Origin of the sequence: Roseomonas indoligenes, from assembly GCF_017813365.1 — a bacterium.
GTDB lineage: Bacteria > Pseudomonadota > Alphaproteobacteria > Acetobacterales > Acetobacteraceae > Roseomonas > Roseomonas indoligenes.
Map to the genome: position 1 here is coordinate 230,924 of NZ_JAGIZA010000004.1, position 15,568 is coordinate 246,491.

Annotated in this window: 13 protein-coding genes and 2 tRNA genes; 7 read left to right on the forward strand and 8 right to left on the reverse strand. The window is 71.0% G+C overall.

The features are described from left to right. The first annotated feature begins 37 nt into the window (after positions 1–37). On the forward strand, positions 38–1,717 hold the full coding sequence (locus J5Y10_RS08445; RefSeq protein WP_209372632.1) for a thiamine pyrophosphate-dependent enzyme: 1,680 nt from the start codon (positions 38–40) through the stop codon (positions 1,715–1,717). A 42-nt stretch (positions 1,718–1,759) separates the two neighbouring features. Here the strand turns inward: J5Y10_RS08445 and J5Y10_RS08450 are convergent, their stop codons facing one another. The 6 genes from J5Y10_RS08450 to J5Y10_RS08475 form a co-directional block, all read right to left on the reverse strand. Beyond that, entirely contained in the window at positions 1,760–3,349 is a 1,590-nt protein-coding gene (locus J5Y10_RS08450; RefSeq protein ID WP_209372633.1) for an ABC transporter substrate-binding protein, read from the reverse strand. Between the two features lie 96 nt (positions 3,350–3,445). Beyond that, a complete protein-coding gene (locus J5Y10_RS08455) occupies positions 3,446–4,228 on the reverse strand; it encodes an HpcH/HpaI aldolase/citrate lyase family protein (RefSeq protein ID WP_209372634.1) in 783 nt (260 codons plus the stop codon). Then, on the reverse strand, positions 4,225–5,352 hold the full coding sequence (locus J5Y10_RS08460; protein WP_209372635.1) for a CaiB/BaiF CoA transferase family protein: 1,128 nt from the start codon (positions 5,350–5,352) through the stop codon (positions 4,225–4,227). Before J5Y10_RS08460 ends, J5Y10_RS08455 begins: the two co-directional genes overlap by 4 nt. Next, on the reverse strand, positions 5,352–6,512 hold the full coding sequence (locus J5Y10_RS08465; protein ID WP_209372637.1) for an acyl-CoA dehydrogenase family protein: 1,161 nt from the start codon (positions 6,510–6,512) through the stop codon (positions 5,352–5,354). Before J5Y10_RS08465 ends, J5Y10_RS08460 begins: the two co-directional genes overlap by 1 nt. A 59-nt stretch (positions 6,513–6,571) precedes the next feature. After that, on the reverse strand, positions 6,572–7,270 hold the full coding sequence (locus J5Y10_RS08470; protein ID WP_342452871.1) for a DUF1045 domain-containing protein: 699 nt from the start codon (positions 7,268–7,270) through the stop codon (positions 6,572–6,574). After that, positions 7,267–8,406 (reverse strand): alpha-D-ribose 1-methylphosphonate 5-triphosphate diphosphatase, encoded by a 1,140-nt coding sequence (locus J5Y10_RS08475; RefSeq protein WP_209372638.1) that lies wholly within the window; start codon positions 8,404–8,406, stop codon positions 7,267–7,269. The genes J5Y10_RS08470 and J5Y10_RS08475 overlap by 4 nt, the downstream gene beginning before the upstream one ends. Before the next feature lie 100 nt (positions 8,407–8,506). On the opposite strand from J5Y10_RS08475, the gene phnF reads away from it, so the two are divergent. Continuing rightward, positions 8,507–9,295, forward strand: coding sequence for a phosphonate metabolism transcriptional regulator PhnF (gene phnF / locus J5Y10_RS08480; protein WP_209372640.1), 789 nt, complete (start codon positions 8,507–8,509; stop codon positions 9,293–9,295). 2 nt (positions 9,296–9,297) lie between these two features. Here phnF and J5Y10_RS08485 read toward each other — a convergent pair. Both J5Y10_RS08485 and J5Y10_RS08490 read right to left on the reverse strand, forming a co-directional pair. Further along, positions 9,298–9,373, reverse strand: a tRNA-Asn gene (locus J5Y10_RS08485). Positions 9,374–9,482: 109 nt separating this feature from the next. After that, positions 9,483–9,556: transfer RNA gene (locus J5Y10_RS08490), tRNA-Cys, on the reverse strand. Between the two features lie 182 nt (positions 9,557–9,738). Here J5Y10_RS08490 and J5Y10_RS08495 point away from each other — a divergent pair. From J5Y10_RS08495 to J5Y10_RS08515, 5 genes are all read left to right on the forward strand, one after another. Further along, positions 9,739–10,401, forward strand: coding sequence for a protein-L-isoaspartate O-methyltransferase family protein (locus J5Y10_RS08495; protein ID WP_209372642.1), 663 nt, complete (start codon positions 9,739–9,741; stop codon positions 10,399–10,401). A gap of 150 nt (positions 10,402–10,551) precedes the next feature. Then, positions 10,552–12,015: a TolC family outer membrane protein gene (locus J5Y10_RS08500; RefSeq protein ID WP_209372645.1), complete on the forward strand. Its 1,464-nt coding sequence runs from the start codon at positions 10,552–10,554 to the stop codon at positions 12,013–12,015. Between the two features lie 9 nt (positions 12,016–12,024). Then, a complete protein-coding gene (locus tag J5Y10_RS08505; protein ID WP_245214452.1) occupies positions 12,025–12,582 on the forward strand; it encodes a DUF2497 domain-containing protein in 558 nt (185 codons plus the stop codon). 74 nt (positions 12,583–12,656) lie between these two features. Then, positions 12,657–15,353 carry a valine--tRNA ligase gene (locus tag J5Y10_RS08510; RefSeq protein ID WP_209372647.1) on the forward strand — a complete coding sequence of 899 codons (2,697 nt, stop codon included), beginning with the start codon at positions 12,657–12,659 and terminating at the stop codon, positions 15,351–15,353. Then, complete coding sequence (locus J5Y10_RS08515; RefSeq protein ID WP_209372649.1) at positions 15,353–15,538, forward strand: hypothetical protein; 186 nt, start codon at positions 15,353–15,355, stop codon at positions 15,536–15,538. Before J5Y10_RS08510 ends, J5Y10_RS08515 begins: the two co-directional genes overlap by 1 nt. Positions 15,539–15,568 lie beyond the last annotated feature (30 nt).

Consider the following 15,568-nt stretch of genomic DNA (forward strand, 5'->3'; position numbering starts at 1 on the left):
TAGCCTCCGCCGCCGCATGACTGGGGAGGCACGAAGCATGGATGGGACCAAGGTGGCCGGGCGCACGGGCGGGCAGCTTCTCGCGGATGCGCTGGTGGCGCAGGGCGTGACCCACGCCTTCCACGTGCCCGGTGAATCCTTCCTCGACCTGCTGGACGGGCTCTACAACGTCCAGAACCGGATCGAGCTGACGACCTGCCGCTTCGAGGCCGGCGCGGTCCACATGGCCGAGGCCCACGGCAAGCTGACGGGCAATCCAGGTGTCGCCATCGTCACCCGCGGCCCCGGCGCCTGCCATGCCAGCATCGGCGTGCACGTGGCGATGCAGGACAGCACGCCGCTCGTCCTCATCGTCGGCCAGATCCCCTTCGCGGAGACGGACCGGGACACCTTCCAGGAGGTGGACTACCGCCGCATGTTCTCCCCGCTGGCCAAGTGGGTGACCCAAATCGACGACGCCCGCCGGGTGCCGGAGCTGATGGCCCGCGCCTTCGACGTGGCGCGCAGCGGCCGCCCCGGCCCCGTGGTGGTCGCGATCAGCGAGGAGATGCAGAAGCAGGTCGTGGAGGTGCAGGATATCGGCCCCGCGCCGACGCTTCCGGCCTTCCCCGCGCCCCATGCCATCCCGCGCCTGCTGGAGCTGCTGGACGGGGCGAAGCAGCCTGTACTGGTCCTCGGCGGCACGGGTTGGTCGGATGAGGGCAAGGCCGCGATCCGCGACTTCGCGCTCGCCCATGACCTGCCGGTGGCCGTCGGGTTCCGCCGCCTCGGCCTGTTCGACGGCACCTCGCCGAACTTCGCGGGCGATCTTGGCGTGGGGTCCGATCCCGGGCTGGTCGCGCGGGTGAAGGAGTCGGACCTCGTCATCGCCGTCGGCACCCGGCTCGGCGAGGCGACGAGCCAGGGCTACACGCTGTTCCCCGAAGGCCAGACGAGCCCGATCGTGCAGGTCCACCCGGATCCCGCCGAGATCGGCCGCGTCTTCCGCCCGCTGCTCGGCATCACCGCCGACCTGAACGGCTTCGCGGTCGCCCTGAAGGCCGCGGCCCCCGCCAAGCCGCGCCCCTGGGGGGAGTGGACGAGGAGGGTCCGCGCCGGGCGCGAGGCCAGCGTCGCCGCGCCGGACTACGAGGGCCCGCTGAACTTCGCCCGTGCCCTGCAGGCGCTGGAGAAGGAGCTGCCGGAGGACACGATCTTCACCGTGGATGCCGGCAACTTCGCGACCTGGCCGCAGCGCTTCATGTCCGTGCGGGAGAAGCAGGAGTTCCTGGGCCCGACCAACGGCGCCATGGGCTATTCCGTGCCATCGGGCATCGGCGCCGCCATCACCTATCGCGGACGGCAGGTGATCAGCTTCGTCGGGGATGGCGGCTTCCTGATGACCGGGCAGGAGATCGCGACGGCCTTCCAGTCCGAAGTGGCGCCGATTGTCATCGTGGTGAACAACGGCCAGTACGGCACGATCCGCATGTACCAGGAGCGCCATTACCCCGGCCGCGTCTCCGGCACGATGCTGAAGAACCCGGACTTCTCGCGCTTCGTGGAGGCCTTCGGCGGCCATGGCGAGGTGGTGACGGCCACCGACGAACTCGTGCCCGCCTATCAGCGCGCCCGCGCCAGCGGCAGGCCGGCGGTGATCGAGGTGCGGATGAGCCCGGAGCAGATCACCAACCGCCAGACCGTCACGCAAATCCGCGCGGCCGCTACGAAGGCCTGATCGACGCCGGGCGGGCCGCAAGGCCCGCCCGGTGCGCGGGGATCACGCCCGCTTCACGTTCCAGAAGGTCGCGAAGCCCGGCAGCACGCCGGTGATGTCGCTGCGCCATGCCGTCGGCTGCAGATGCTGTCCGAGGGGGTAGTAGGGCACCTCCTTCATGGCCTCGAGCTGCATGTCCCGGCAGATCGCCTTCTGCGCGGCCTCGTCCCCGGCCTCGAACCAGGCGTTCCGCAGCTCCTCGATGCGCGGGATCGTCGCCCAGCCCGCGTAACCGGCCTCACCCGCGCCGCGCAGGGCGAAGTGGCTGCCGGGGTGCAGCCAGTCCGCGCCCACCCAGGTCGTGACGAAGGCGCTCCATCCACCGTCCGAAACCGGACCCTTCCGGTTGCGCCGCTGCAGCATGGCGTTGAACTCGACCGTGTAGGTTTCGACGTTCATGCCGACCTGCCGGAACATGTCCTCCATGACCGCGCCATGCGCGACCAGCGCCTGAGAGTTGGAAGGGGTCATCAGCAGCACCGTCTCGCCCTTGTAGCCGGCGGCGGCGAGGTCGCGCTTCACCTTGGCCAGGTCGCGCTTGCCGTTCAGCGGCTCCAGCCCGGCCTCGCTGGCAAGCGGGGTGTTTGGGCAGAAAAAGCCGAGCGGCACGTGGTACATGGAAGGGTCGGTCGGCCCCACCACCGCCTGCACCGCCGAGGTCTGATCGATCGCCCCCCAAAGCGCGCGGCGGATGGCCGGGTTGTTGAACGGCGCCTGCAGGTGGTTGACCTGCATCATGGAGACGAAGCCCGTCGGGTCCGTGACAGAGACCTTCACCGCGCGGTTGCGCCGCATCAGCGGCAGCTGGTCGTGATAGGCATATTCCAGCCAGTCCCGCTCGCCGCCGATCAGCGCCGTGGTCGCGGTGGAGGGGTCGGGGATGGTGTGCCACTCCACCCGGTCGAAGTTCACCACCTTCGGCCCCGCGGTCCATGTGGGGGTGCCACTCGGGCGCGGCACATAGCCCTCGAACTTCGTGTAGACGTTCAGCGATCCCGGCACGCGCTCATCGGTCTTGAACCGGAAGGGGCCGCTGCCCGTGATCTCCGTCACCGGCTTGAAGGGATCGCTCTCAGCCAGCCGCGCCGGCATCATGGCGCAGACTGGCGTCGCGGCCTTGCCGAGCGCCAGCGGCAGGAGCGGGAAGGGGCGCTTCAAGCGGAAGCGGATGGTGCGGTCATCGGGCGCGGAGAGCTCGTCGGTCGCGGCCATCAGCGTGCCGCCCATCGGGTCGCGCGCCGCCCAACGCTTGATCGAGGCCACGCAGTCCCGCGCCAGCACCCGCTCGCCGTCGTGGAAGCGCAGTCCCTCGCGCAGGGTCAGGGTCCAGAGCTTCCCGTCCTGCTCGACCTGATGCCCTTCCACCATCTGCGGCACGGGCTGGTAGCGCTCGTCCATGCCGTAGAGCGTGTCATAGACCATGTAGCCGTGGTTTCGGCTGATATAGGCCGTGGTGGTGACGGGATCGAGGACGATCAGGTCCTGCTGCGGGATGAAGCGCAGCGTGCTGGCGGATTGCGCGCGGGTGATGGCCGGCGCGGCCGCGGTGGAAAGGGCAAGGCCGGTGGCCTTCACTAGCGTGCGGCGATGCATCCGCAGTCTCCTCGAAACGGCGACGCTTTCCCCCAGGGTTGGAGATCACCACGCCTGCCCGCCCAAGGCCAGCGCCTTCACCCCGCCGGGTTCCGCTCAGCGCGCCCGGGCAAGGATCCGCTCGGCCCGCATCCGCACCGGCGCGTCGATCATCATGCCATCCACGGAGACCGCGCCGCTGCCGCCGGCCTGCATGACCTTCCCCGCCCAGGCCACCTCCTCCGCGGAAGGGGCGAAGCCGCGCAGCGCCGGCGCCACCTGCCGGGGGTGGATGAGGAGCTTGCCGCCGAAGCCCAGTTCCGCCGCGTGGCGCGCATCGTCCTCGGTCAGCGCGTCGTCGCCGATCTGGGCCGTCACACCGTCCAGCGGCGCCTCGATCCCGGCGAGGCGGGATGCCAGCACCAGTTCCGCGCGCGCGGACAGCAACGCCTGCCGCGTATGGGCGCAGCCGAGATCGGCGGCGAAGTCGAGCGAGCCGAAGCACAGCCCTGCCGCACCGCCCGCTGCGATCTCCCGCGCCGCAGCGAGACCACGTGCGGACTCGATCAGCGCGATCACGTCCATGGCGCCGATCAGGCGGCGCATGCCATCGATGGTCGCCGGGTTGTCCGCCTTGGGCAGGAGGATGCCCGCCAGGTCCGCATCGGCCAGGGCCGCAAGGTCCTCCGAGTACCAGCGCGTTCCCGCCGGGTTGATCCGGACATAGACGGGGATGCCTTCCAGCCTTGCCGCCGCTGCATTCGTGCGGGCGGCCGCCTTCTCCTCATGCGGGACGGCGTCTTCCAGGTCGATGATCACGGCATCGGCGCCGGCGGCGGCCGCCTTGGGGAAGCGATCCGGCCGGTGGCCGGGGACGAAGAGCGGGGCGATGGGGGTCATGCGAACTCCGCGCGGATGCCGTCTGTGTGCTGGCCGATGGCGGGGACGGGTCCCAGTTCGCGCGGACCGTCGCTGAAGATCGCGGCGGGGGCGGCGACCGGGACGGGGCCGCCGGGCGTGTCCAGCGTCACGCGCCGCAGGGCCGGGTGCCGCGCGAGGCCCGCGACGTCGTTGACGAAGCCATAGGCCGTCCGCGCCTCCCGCAGCCGTTCCGCGCACCTCTCCCGCGTGAGAGTGGCGAAGACGGCGGCGATGTGGGCGTCCACGGTGGCGCGGTTCGCCACGCGTTCCACGTTGCTGCGGTAGCCCTCGCGCCCCGGCAGGTCCGGCTCCAGCAGGAAGCGGGCGCAGAAATCGGACCATTCCCGCTCGTTCTGGATCGAGATGAGCACGGCCACGCCGTCCGCCGTGTCGAAGGCGCTGTAGGGGCAGATGGATGGGTGGGCGAGGCCGACCCGCTGCGGCTCCCGCCCCGTGCCCTCGAAGTAGACGAGGGGCACGTTCATCATGTCCGCCATCCCGTCGAAAAGGGAAACGGCGATGCCCTTTCCCCGCCCGGTGGCGCCGCGCTCGATCAGCGCCTCCAGCACGGCGGCATGGGCGTTCATCCCGCAGGCGATGTCGCAGACGGAGACGCCGACCCGCCCCGGCCCCTCCGGCCGGCCGGTCACGCTTGCCAGCCCGCTCTCAGCCTGGACCAGCAGGTCATACGCCTTCATGGCCGCGTGGTCCCCGCTCTCGCCATAGCCGGAGATGTCGACGGTGATCAGGCGGGGATGGGCGGCGCGCAGTTCCGCGCTGCCGAAGCCCGCCCGCGCCGCGGCGCCCGGGGCGAGGTTCTGGATGAACACGTCCGCCCGCGCCGCCAGCCTCCGCAGCAGGGCCAGGTCCTCCGCCTTCTTGATGTCGAGGACGAGGCTCTCCTTCCCGCGGTTCAGCCAGACGAAGTAGCTGGAGGACCCCTTGGCGGAAGCGTCGTAGCCGCGCGCGAAATCGCCCTCGGCCCGCTCGATCTTGATCACCCGCGCCCCGGCATCGGCGAGACGCGCGGAGCAAAGGGGGGCTGCGACTGCCTGCTCCATCGCGACGACGAGCAGCCCCGCGAGCGGCTTGGACCCGGCCATCAGAAGGAGCGCGGCAGGCCGAGGATGTGCTCGGCGACGTAGGAGAGGATGAGGTTCGTGCTGATCGGCGCCACCTGGTACAGACGCGTTTCCCGGAACTTGCGCTCCACGTCGTACTCATGCGCGAAGCCGAAGCCGCCGTGGAACTGCAGGCAGGCATTCGCCGCCTCCCAGCTCGCCTTGGCCGCCAGGTACTTCGCCATGTTCGCCTGAGCGCCGCAGGGCTGGTTCGCGTCGAACAGCCGGCAGGCCTCGAACCGCATGAGATTGGCAGCCTCGATCTCGATGTAGCTCTCCGCAATCGGGAACTGCACGCCCTGGTTCTGCCCGATCGGGCGGCCGAAGACCGTGCGCTCCTTCACGTAGGGCACGACCTTGTCGATGAACCAGTAGCCGTCCCCGATGCATTCCGCCGCGATCAGTGTGCGCTCCGCGTTCAGCCCGTCGAGGATGTACCGGAAACCACGGCCCTCCTCGCCGATCAGGTTCTCGGCCGGGATCTCCAGGTTGTCGAAGAAGATCTCGTTCGTCTCGTGGTTCACCATGTTCTCGATCGGGCGCACGGTCATCCCGTTCCCGATCGCGTCCCGCAGGTCCACGAGGAAGATTGACATCCCCTCGGACTTCTTCTTCACCTCGGCCAGGGGCGTGGTTCGGGCCAGCAGGATCATGAGCTCGGAGTGCTGGACGCGGGAAATCCAGACCTTCTGGCCGTTCACCACGTAGCGGTCGCCCTGGCGGACCGCCGTGGTCTTGATCTTCGTGGTGTCGGTGCCGGTGGTCGGCTCCGTCACGCCCATGGACTGCAGCCGCAGCTCGCCGCTCGCGATCTTCGGCAGGTAGCGCGCCTTCTGCTCCGCGGAGCCGTGCCGAAGCAGCGTGCCCATGTTGTACATCTGGCCATGACAGGCGCCGGAATTGCCGCCGGAGCGGTTGATCTCCTCCATGACGATGGAAGCCTCGGTGAGCCCCAGCCCGGAGCCGCCATACTCCTCGGGGATCAGGGCGGCGAGCCAGCCAGCCTTCGTCAGCGCATCGACGAAGGCCTCCGGATATCCGCGCTCCGCGTCGATCCTGCGGTGGTACTCGGCGGGGAACTCGGCGCAGAGGGCGCGAACGGCGTCGCGCAGCTCCTGGTACTCGTCGCTGCCGACCTGCATCGCGCGTCCTCCCGGGTCTTGGCCCACTCTTGCCGCCGGATCCCGCCGGGCGGAAGGGGCTAACCGCCGAGAGGCAGCCGCTCCCCGATCAGGAAGGGCGCGCCGGGCGCGGCCTGGGTGAAGATGCAGAGCGAGGTCACGCGGCGTGGCCGGGCCGGGACATCGCCGAGATGGGCCAGCAGGGCCGGGCGGATCGCCGCATCCTGCTCCGGGGTCAGGCGCCGGGTCAGGGTCACGTGGAAGCGCCAGGCGCCGAAGACCTGCGGGTAGCCCCAGCGATGCAGGTTGTAGCGCCCGGCCGCGTCCAGCCGCTCCGGGCGCCTGCGGGCGATCTCGGCCTCGGTGGGTGGGGCGCGGTAGGCGTCGAGCGTCGCCACGCAGGCGTCGGCCAAGCCTTGCAGGGCGGGGCAGGGGGCGGATTCGCGCAGGGCCAGAAAGCCGCCGAGGGAGACCAGCTCCAGCGGCGGCAGGTCAAAAGGCGCCGTGCCCGCCGCCAGAGCCGCCGCCTCGTCCAGCATGGCCGGGAAGGGGGCAGCCAGCCGGAATGGCGGCTTCAGCGTGGCATGCAGCCCGTAGCCGCGCGGATCGTCCGTCAGCGCGGCCAGGTCGAGTCCGGGCACCGCCGGCTGGCGAACCGTCGCGCCCGTCTCGGCATCTCGCCCCAGCCATTCGCTTCCCAGCCGGTGCAGCGGGTCGTCCAGCTCCGGCGCCCAGTAGAGGGCGGCGCGCATCGGCCCGGCCTGTCGCGTCCCGCTCACGCGATCCGCGCCCCGCCGCGCCACACGGCCTGCACCACCGGCATGCCGCCGAACTCCCGCACCCGCACGAGATCCGCGCGCAGCCCCGGCGCGATCCGGCCGCGGTCATCCAGGTGCAGCGACCGGGCGGGATTGGCCGTGACGGTCGCCACCGCCGCCGGCAGGGACATCCCCGCCACGTCCGTGAGCCGCCAGGCGGCCTCAATCATCGCGGGCGGCACGTAGTCGGAGGCAATGATGTCCACCAGCCCCTCCCGCGCCAGATCGGCCACGGAGACGTTGCCGGAATGGCTGCCCCCGCGCACCAGGTTCGGCGCCCCCGCGATCACGGCCATGCCATGCGCCTTGGCCGCGCGCGCCGCCTCCAAATTCACGGGAAATTCGCTGATTTCGATGCCGTCCGCCGCGTTGCGGGCGACCACCGCCGCGTCCCAGTCGTCGTGCATGGCCACCGGGATGCCCCGCCCCTCGAAGAGGGACAGCACGGCGCGCCGATGCGCCTCCGCGTAGCGCTCCCGCTGCACCGTCAGCACGGCGATGCGGTTGTCCACCTCCTCCGGCGTGCGCCCGGCCTTCACGCGCATCTTCTTGTAATGCTCGGCATTCACGTACTGGCCGACGCCGGGAGTGTGGTCCATCAGGCTGACCATCCGCAGATGCGGGTCGTCGTGGAACTCCTCCAGCATCGCCAGCATGTCGATGGCCGGCAGCTCGCAGCGCAGGTGCAGGAAATGCTCTGTCTTCAGCACCCCGGCGGCGGTGAGGCTGCCGAGGTCGCGGATGCCGTCCCGCGCCGTTTGCAGCCGGCTCTCGTCGAATCCGAGGTCGCCGAGGCACAGCGCGTCCAGCACCGTGGTCACCCCGGCGACCGCAACCTGCCCGTCATGCGCCAGGAAGGCGGAGACCGATGGCCAGCGGGCCATGCTGCGCGGCAGGACCTGGCGTTCCAGGTTGTCCGTGTGCACGTCCACCACGCCGGGGATGAGGTAATCGCCCTCCAGGTCGAGCGCCCCGGGGGCGGTGCTGCGGCCGGGCGACAGCTCGGCGATCAGGCCGTCCCGCAGCAGAAGGGTGCCGTCCAGCACCTGGTCGGGCAGTACCAGCCGGGCGTTGGTCAAGATCGTCTCGTTGTTCATCGCCCCCTTCTGCCCGAGCCGCGGCCGAGGGCAAGCCCATGACCTGCCGGACTTGTCTATACAGGTGCCGGCGGCGCAGCATTGGTTTGGGGAGGGCGGCATGGCGGAGGCGGGCAAGGCGGCAGGCATCGTGCTGTGGCGGCAGATCGCCGCGGCGCTGGAAGCGGCTATCCTGTCCGGGGAGCACGCGCCGGAGGACCGCCTGCCGAGCGAGGGCGTTCTGGCCGCCCGCTTCGGGGTGAACCGCCACACCGTCCGCCGCGCGCTGGAGTCGCTCGCCCGGCGCGGCCTGATCCGCACGGAGCAGGGAAGGGGCAGCTTTGTCGCGGGCGAGGTGATGGACTACCCCCTGCACGGCAGAACCCGGCTCTTCGAGACCATCCGCGCGCAGCGGCGGGAGCCGGACAGCCGGATCCTGCGCGTGGGCGCCATGCCCGCCGCGCCCGCTGTGGCCTCGGCTCTGGGAATCGGGCGCGGCCAGCCGGTGCTGCGGGTGGAGCGGCTGGGCCTGGCGGACGGGCGGCCGCTGGTGGTCGGGACGCACCACCTTCCGCTGCCGCGCTTCGCCCGTGCCGACATCGCGCTGCGCGCCGCGCCTTCCATCACCGCGGCGATGGCCGCCTGCGGCGTCCCGGATTACCGGCGGGCCAGCACCCGCATCGCCGCCCGCCTGCCGACGGGGGAGGAGGCAGCACGCCTTCGGCAGCCACGCGCGCGCCCCGTGCTGGCGAGCGAGGCGCTGAACCTCGACATGGAAGGGCGGCCCGTGGACTTCACCCTGGCGTGCTACGCGGCCGGGCGGGTTCAGGTGCTGGTGGAGGAAACCGTGCCTCTGGTGGCGCCAGAAACGGCGAAGGGGGAGGCGCCCTTCGGCACCTCCCCCTCCTGAAATGGCTCCTCGAGTTGGACTCGAACCAACGACCTAGCGATTAACAGTCGCGTGCTCTACCAGCTGAGCTATCGAGGATCAGACCCGTTCTCCACCCCCTGGTGAGGAGTGGCGGGGCGCGCCGGATACCGCCTCCGCCATCCCTTTGCAAGAGGCCTTCCCGGAGGAAGGCAAAGGAAAAAGGCGGTGGAGGCCTGAGCGGGAATCGAACCCACATTCACGGATTTGCAGTCCGTTGCATCACCATTCTGCCATCAGGCCGGCACGTCCGCCGCATATCGCCTCCCCGGCTGCCCCGGTCAACCCGCATCCGGCCGGCCCGGCCGGCGTCCCTCCGGCCACAGCGGACCACCATCCCGCGCGCGGGACCGTGAGCGCGCTTCCAAGGCGGGGGCGACGCGCCTATAAAACCGATCGGTTCAGTTGATGGGGCAGCGGGCGGCATGGACTTCGCCGAGGCGCGCAGGCGCATGGTTGACGGGCAGGTAAAGCCCAACCGGGTGACGGATCCGCGGATCTTCCTGGCGATGCAGGAGATCCCGCGGGAGCTCTTCGCGCCGGAGGCTCTGCGCGTGCGTTCCCTGTCCGATGAGGATCTGCCGCTGGGCCAGGGGCGCGCAATGATGCAGCCCCTGAGCCTCTCGCGGCTGCTCCAGCTCGCGGCGCCGCGCGTGGGGGAGCGGGTGCTCGTGCCCGCCGCCGGCACCGGCTACGCCGCGGCGGTGCTGGCCCATATGGGCGCGCAGGTGATCGCGGTGGAGGAGGATGCCGGGCTTGCGGCCCTCGGCGCCGCTGCCATCGCTGCCTCCGGCCTGCCGCCGGGATCGCTGCGGCAGGAGTCGGGCGCCGCCGCGGCGGGCTTTCCCGCCGGCGGTCCCTACGACCTGATCTTCCTGGAAGGCGGTGTTCCCGCCGTGCCGCCCTCGCTGGTCGAGCAGCTGACGGAGGGTGGCCGCGTCGTCACCATCCGCATGGCGCCGGGCGAGACGGGGTCGGCGATCGTCGGCCGCCGCGCCGGCGCCGCGCTGCGGATCGAGGAAGCCTTCGACCTGCGCGGGACGGCCATTCCGGCCTTCGCGCCGAAGCTGGGCTTCATGTTGGCCTGAAAGGGCGGCCCTGCGGGGTTCAGGAGGCGGAAAGGGTTCCCCCGCCATCCTGACCCCGCCGCAAGACTGGGGCAGTTTCAAGGGAACCAGGACAGGGTGGCATGCCCGGCTCCCGGGGGGAGCGCGGGCGGCCATGAGGGAAAGCAGCCGATGACTCGCAGCCACGTCCCGTGCCGCCAGAAACCTGCCGCAGGCGCGCGCGGCCGCCGGACAGGTGGCTGGCTCGCGCCGGCCCTCGGCCTCGCCGTGCTCGCCGCGCCGGTTGTCGCCCGTGGGCAGACGCTGCAGGAGGCGCTGGCCCAGACCTACGCCAACAACCCCACCCTGGCGACGGCCCGCGCCCAGCTCCGCGTGGTGGATGAGAACGTGCCCCAGGCCCTGGCCGGCTGGCGCCCCACCGTCTCCGTTTCCGGCAGCGTGGGCTACGGCGACGGCAGCTATCGCCAGCGCAGCCAGACCGCCTTCGGCCAGCGGATCGGCGTGACGACCGACGTGGAGCGCACCATCGGCTCCGTCCAGGCCACCGTCACACAGCCGCTGTACCGCGGCGGCCGCACCGTGGCCGCGACGCGGCGGGCGGAAAACCAGGTGATGGCCCAGCGCGCCCGCCTCCTGGCGACGGAGCAGCAAGTGCTGCAGGACGCCGTCACCGGCTATGTCAACGTCATCCGCTTCCAGGAGGAGGTGCGCCTCAACCTGAACAACGCGCAGGTGCTGCAGCGCCAGCTGGACGCGACGAACGAGCGCTTCCGGGTCGGTGAGATCACCCGGACGGACGTGGCGCAGGCCGAGAGCCGCTTGGCCGGTGCCCGCGCCTCCCGCGCCGATGCGGAGGGACAGCTTCAGAACTCCCGCGCGGTCTTCCAGCGGGTGATCGGCGCCGCGCCGACCCGGCTGACGGCGCCCCAACCCCTTTCGCCGGCGGCGCGCACCAACCAGGACGCGGCCCAGGTGGCGGCGCTGAACAACCCCGCCGTCGTCGCCGCCCTGTTCGATGAAGCGGCTGCGCGCGACTTCGTCGACGTGCAGATCGGCGCCCTGCTGCCCCAGGCCAGCCTGCAGGGCCAGGCGCTTCGCAGCGACAACCAGACCTTGCCCGGTGTCCGGACCACTGGCGAGCAGATCGTGGCCACCGTGACCGTGCCGATCTACCAGGGCGGCGCGGAGTACGCGGTGGTGCGCCAGGCCCGGCAGGACGCCGCCCGGCTGCGGCAGGTGGTGGACGACCAGCGCCGTACCGCCTCCGCCCAGGCCGTGCAGGCCTGGGAAACGCTGCAGAGCACCCGCGCCACGGTGGACAGCGTGCGGGCCCAGATCCGCGCTTCCGAGATCGCGCTGGACGGCGTGCAGCGCGAGGCCGTGGTGGGAAGCCGCACCACGCTCGACGTGCTGAACGCAGAGCAGGAGCTGCTGAATGCCCGCGTCTCTCTCGTTCGCGCCCTGGCGAACGTCGTCACGGCCAGCCACTCCCTTGCCCAGGCTGTGGGTCGGCTGACGGCGCGGGACCTGCGCCTGCCCGTCGCACTCTATGACACGGAGGCCTACTACAAGGCGGTGCGCGACCGCTGGGCCGGCCTGGGTGACTACAGCGCGCCGCAGCCCGTCCAGCAGTAGGAGCCCCGCATGTCCGGCGCTGCCCCACCCGGCCAGGATCCGTCGATGGAGGACATCCTCGCCTCCATCCGCAAGATCCTGAACGAGGAGGAGGCCGCGCCTCCGTCCGAGGCGGCGCCAACGGCCCGGCCGGTACCCGCGCCACAGCCAGCACCAAATGCCGATCCGGAACCGCTGGAGCTGACCGAGGCGATGCTGGTGGCGCCGCCGGCCGACGCCGCGGCCCTCGCGCTCCCAGAGCGCCCGCCCGAGCCAGCCGTCAACCCGGCCCTTCCACCCCCACCCGTGCAGGCGGCGCTTCCGGAACCCTCTCCGGAGATGCGGGATGACGGGTTGGTTGCGCCGGCTACGGCCGCGGCCGCCGCGGCGCTAATCGGGCAGCTCGCCCGCACGGTCGCCGCGGAGCGTACCGCCCCCGTCCACCGGGGCGGCCCCTCGATCGAGGACGTGGTGCGGGAAGAGGTCCGGCCGATGCTGAAGGCCTGGATGGATGCCCACCTGCCCACCCTCGTGGAGCGGCTGGTGCGGACGGAGATCGAGCGGGTGGTCAGCCGGTCCCTGGGCTGATCGCCGAAGGGCAGGGCAGGGCAGCGGTGATCGGCCCTTGACGTAGGGGCGGGCCCTGCGCCACGCCTCCGCCCATGCTCGACAAGACGCTCTCGCCCGCCGGCTTCGAGCCGCGCCTCTACGAGGGATGGGAGGGGTCCGGCGCCTTCACGGCCAACCCGGCCTCGAACGCCAGCCCTTTCACCATCATGATTCCGCCGCCCAACGTGACGGGCAGCCTGCATGTCGGCCACGCACTGGATGTAACGATCCAGGACACGCTGGTCCGCTTCCGCCGCATGCAGGGCCGGGACGCGCTGTGGCAACCCGGCACGGACCACGCGGGCATCGCCACCCAGATGGTGGTGGAGCGCCTGCTGGCCGCCGAGGGGGTGGACCGGCGCGAGATGGGGCGTGAGGCCTTCCTGGAGCGGGTCTGGCAGTGGAAGGGCGAGAGCGGCGGCACCATCACCCGCCAGCTCCGCCGCATGGGCGCCAGCCTGGATTGGACGCGCGAGCGCTTCACCATGGATGAGGGCCTGTCGGAGGCCGTGCGGGAGGTCTTCGTGACCCTGCACCGCCAGGGGCTGATGTACCGCGACCGCCGCCTCGTGAACTGGGACGTGAAGTTCCAGACCGCCATCTCCGACCTCGAGGTGGAGAGCAAGGAGGTCAAGGGCAGCCTCTGGCACCTGCGCTACCCCGTGGAAGGCCAGCCCGGCCGCTTCCTCGTCGTGGCGACCACCCGGCCGGAGACGATGCTGGGCGACACGGCCGTAGCCGTGAACCCGGAGGATGAGCGCTTCCGCGACCTCGTCGGCAAGTCCGTGATCCTGCCGATCGTCGGACGCCGCATCCCCGTGGTGGCCGATGCCTATTCCGACCCGGAGAAGGGCTCGGGCGCCGTGAAGATCACGCCCGCTCATGATTTCAACGATTTCGAGGTCGGGAAGCGCCACAACCTGCCCTCCCCGAGCGTGCTGGACGAGGAGGGGCGCGTCCTCCTCGCGGAAGTCGAGGGACAGGCGCGGGCTGAGCCCGGCATGGCCGACCCGGCGTTTCTCTCCTCCCTCGCAGGGATGGAACGGTTCGAGGCGCGCAAGGCGATCCTCGCGGAATTGGAGCGGCTGGAGCTGATCGAGAAGATCGAGCCCCACACCCATGCCGTGCCGCACGGCGACCGCTCCGGCGTGCCGATCGAACCGCGCCTGACTTGGCAGTGGTACGTGGACGCCGCGACCCTGGCCAAGCCGGCCATCGAGGCGGTGGAGACCGGGAAGACCGTTTTCGTGCCGCGGCAATGGGAGAACACCTTCTTCGCCTGGATGCGCGACATCCAGCCCTGGTGCGTCTCCCGCCAGCTCTGGTGGGGCCACCAGATCCCGGCCTGGTACGGGCCGGACGGGCACATCTTCGTCGAGCGGACCGAGGCGGAGGCGAAGGCTGCCGCCCGCGTGCATTACGGCGACGAGCGGGAACTGACCCGCGACCCGGACGTGCTGGACACCTGGTTCTCCTCCGGCCTCTGGCCTTTCTCCACGCTCGGCTGGCCGCGGCAGACGCCGGAGCTGGCCCGCTACTACCCCGGCGACGTGCTGGTGACGGGGTTCGACATCATCTTCTTCTGGGTCGCCCGCATGATGATGCTGGGCATCCATTTCATGGGCGACGTGCCGTTCAAGACCGTGAACATCCACGGGCTGGTGCGGGACGAGCGCGGCCAGAAGATGTCCAAGTCCAAGGGCAACGTCATGGACCCGCTGGAACTGGCGGACGCCTATGGCGCCGATGCCCTGCGCTTCACCCTGGCGTCCTTCGCGGGCCCAGGGCGGGACGTCCGGCTGGGCCGACAGAAGGTGGAGAGCAACCGCGCCTTCGTCACGAAGCTGTGGAACGCCGCCCGGTTCTGCGAGATGAACGGGATAGCGCCCGACCGCGCCTTCGACCCCATGCAGGCGACGACGCCACTGGCCCGCTGGATCATCGATGCGGGGAACGCGGCCATCGCGGAGGCGACGTCTGCCCTGGAGAGCTTCCGGCTGGATGACTATGCCGCATCCCTCTACCGCTTCACCTGGGGGAGCTTCTGCGACTGGTTCCTGGAACTCGCCAAGCCCGCCCTGACTGGGCCGGACGGGGCGGAGAAGGACGAGGTGAAGGGTGCAGCCCAGCACGTGCTGGGGCTGATCCTGCGGCTGGCCCATCCCGTGATGCCCTACGTCACGGAGGAGTTGTGGGACCGATTCGGCTACGGGCCGGAGGGCAGCCTGATCCGCACCGCCTGGCCGGAGCCGGTTGCCGTGGTCGGCGCAGACGCCGCGCGGGCCGAGCTGGACTGGCTGGTGGGCTTCATCTCCGAGGTTCGTACTGTGCGGGCCGAGGTGAACGTGCCGCCCTCGGTCACCGTGCCGCTGCTGCTGCAGGGCGCTTCCGCCGAGACGATGGCCCGTGCGGCGCGCTGGATCGAGCCGATCCGCCGAATGGCGCGTGCGACCGAGGTCTTGGCGCATGAGGGGCCCGCTCCTGCCGGCGTGGCCCAGGCGGTGGTGGGCGAGGCGACGGTGATGCTGCCGCTGGAGGGCGTTGTGGATCTGGCCGCGGAGCGCGCCCGCCTCTCGAAGGAGCACGCCAAGGTCGAGGCGGAGGCCCGGAAGATCGCCCAGAAGCTGGCGAATCCGGACTTCACCAACCGCGCCAAGGAGGAGGTGGTGGAGGAGACGCGCGGGCGCCTCGCCGGTGCCGAGGCCGAGGCGGCGCGGCTGGCGGCCGCTCTCTCGCGAATCGCGGCCTGATGCGCTTCTTCGACTTCTTTGCCCTGGCGGTGCTGGTGGCCGTGCCCATCCTTTGGTGCCGGTCCCGCCTGCCCCAACTCAACCGGGAGCCGCCGATTACCGATCGGCAGGCGGTCACGATCGGCTGCTTCGTGGCCGCCCTGCTCTCGGGCTTTTACGTCTATCGCTACGTGCTGTACCGCTGAGCCGGGACCGCCGGACGGTTCGCGCCGTCC

Coding starts and splice junctions, on each gene's coding strand:
- J5Y10_RS08445 (WP_209372632.1), top strand. CDS start 38: ATGGATGGGACCAAGGTGGCCGGGCGCACGGGCGGGCAGCTTCTCGCG.
- J5Y10_RS08450 (WP_209372633.1), bottom strand. CDS start 3,349: ATGCATCGCCGCACGCTAGTGAAGGCCACCGGCCTTGCCCTTTCCACC.
- J5Y10_RS08455 (WP_209372634.1), bottom strand. CDS start 4,228: ATGACCCCCATCGCCCCGCTCTTCGTCCCCGGCCACCGGCCGGATCGC.
- J5Y10_RS08460 (WP_209372635.1), bottom strand. CDS start 5,352: ATGGCCGGGTCCAAGCCGCTCGCGGGGCTGCTCGTCGTCGCGATGGAG.
- J5Y10_RS08465 (WP_209372637.1), bottom strand. CDS start 6,512: ATGCAGGTCGGCAGCGACGAGTACCAGGAGCTGCGCGACGCCGTTCGC.
- J5Y10_RS08475 (WP_209372638.1), bottom strand. CDS start 8,406: ATGAACAACGAGACGATCTTGACCAACGCCCGGCTGGTACTGCCCGAC.
- phnF (WP_209372640.1), top strand. CDS start 8,507: ATGGCGGAGGCGGGCAAGGCGGCAGGCATCGTGCTGTGGCGGCAGATC.
- J5Y10_RS08495 (WP_209372642.1), top strand. CDS start 9,739: ATGGACTTCGCCGAGGCGCGCAGGCGCATGGTTGACGGGCAGGTAAAG.
- J5Y10_RS08500 (WP_209372645.1), top strand. CDS start 10,552: ATGACTCGCAGCCACGTCCCGTGCCGCCAGAAACCTGCCGCAGGCGCG.
- J5Y10_RS08505 (WP_245214452.1), top strand. CDS start 12,025: ATGTCCGGCGCTGCCCCACCCGGCCAGGATCCGTCGATGGAGGACATC.
- J5Y10_RS08510 (WP_209372647.1), top strand. CDS start 12,657: ATGCTCGACAAGACGCTCTCGCCCGCCGGCTTCGAGCCGCGCCTCTAC.
- J5Y10_RS08515 (WP_209372649.1), top strand. CDS start 15,353: ATGCGCTTCTTCGACTTCTTTGCCCTGGCGGTGCTGGTGGCCGTGCCC.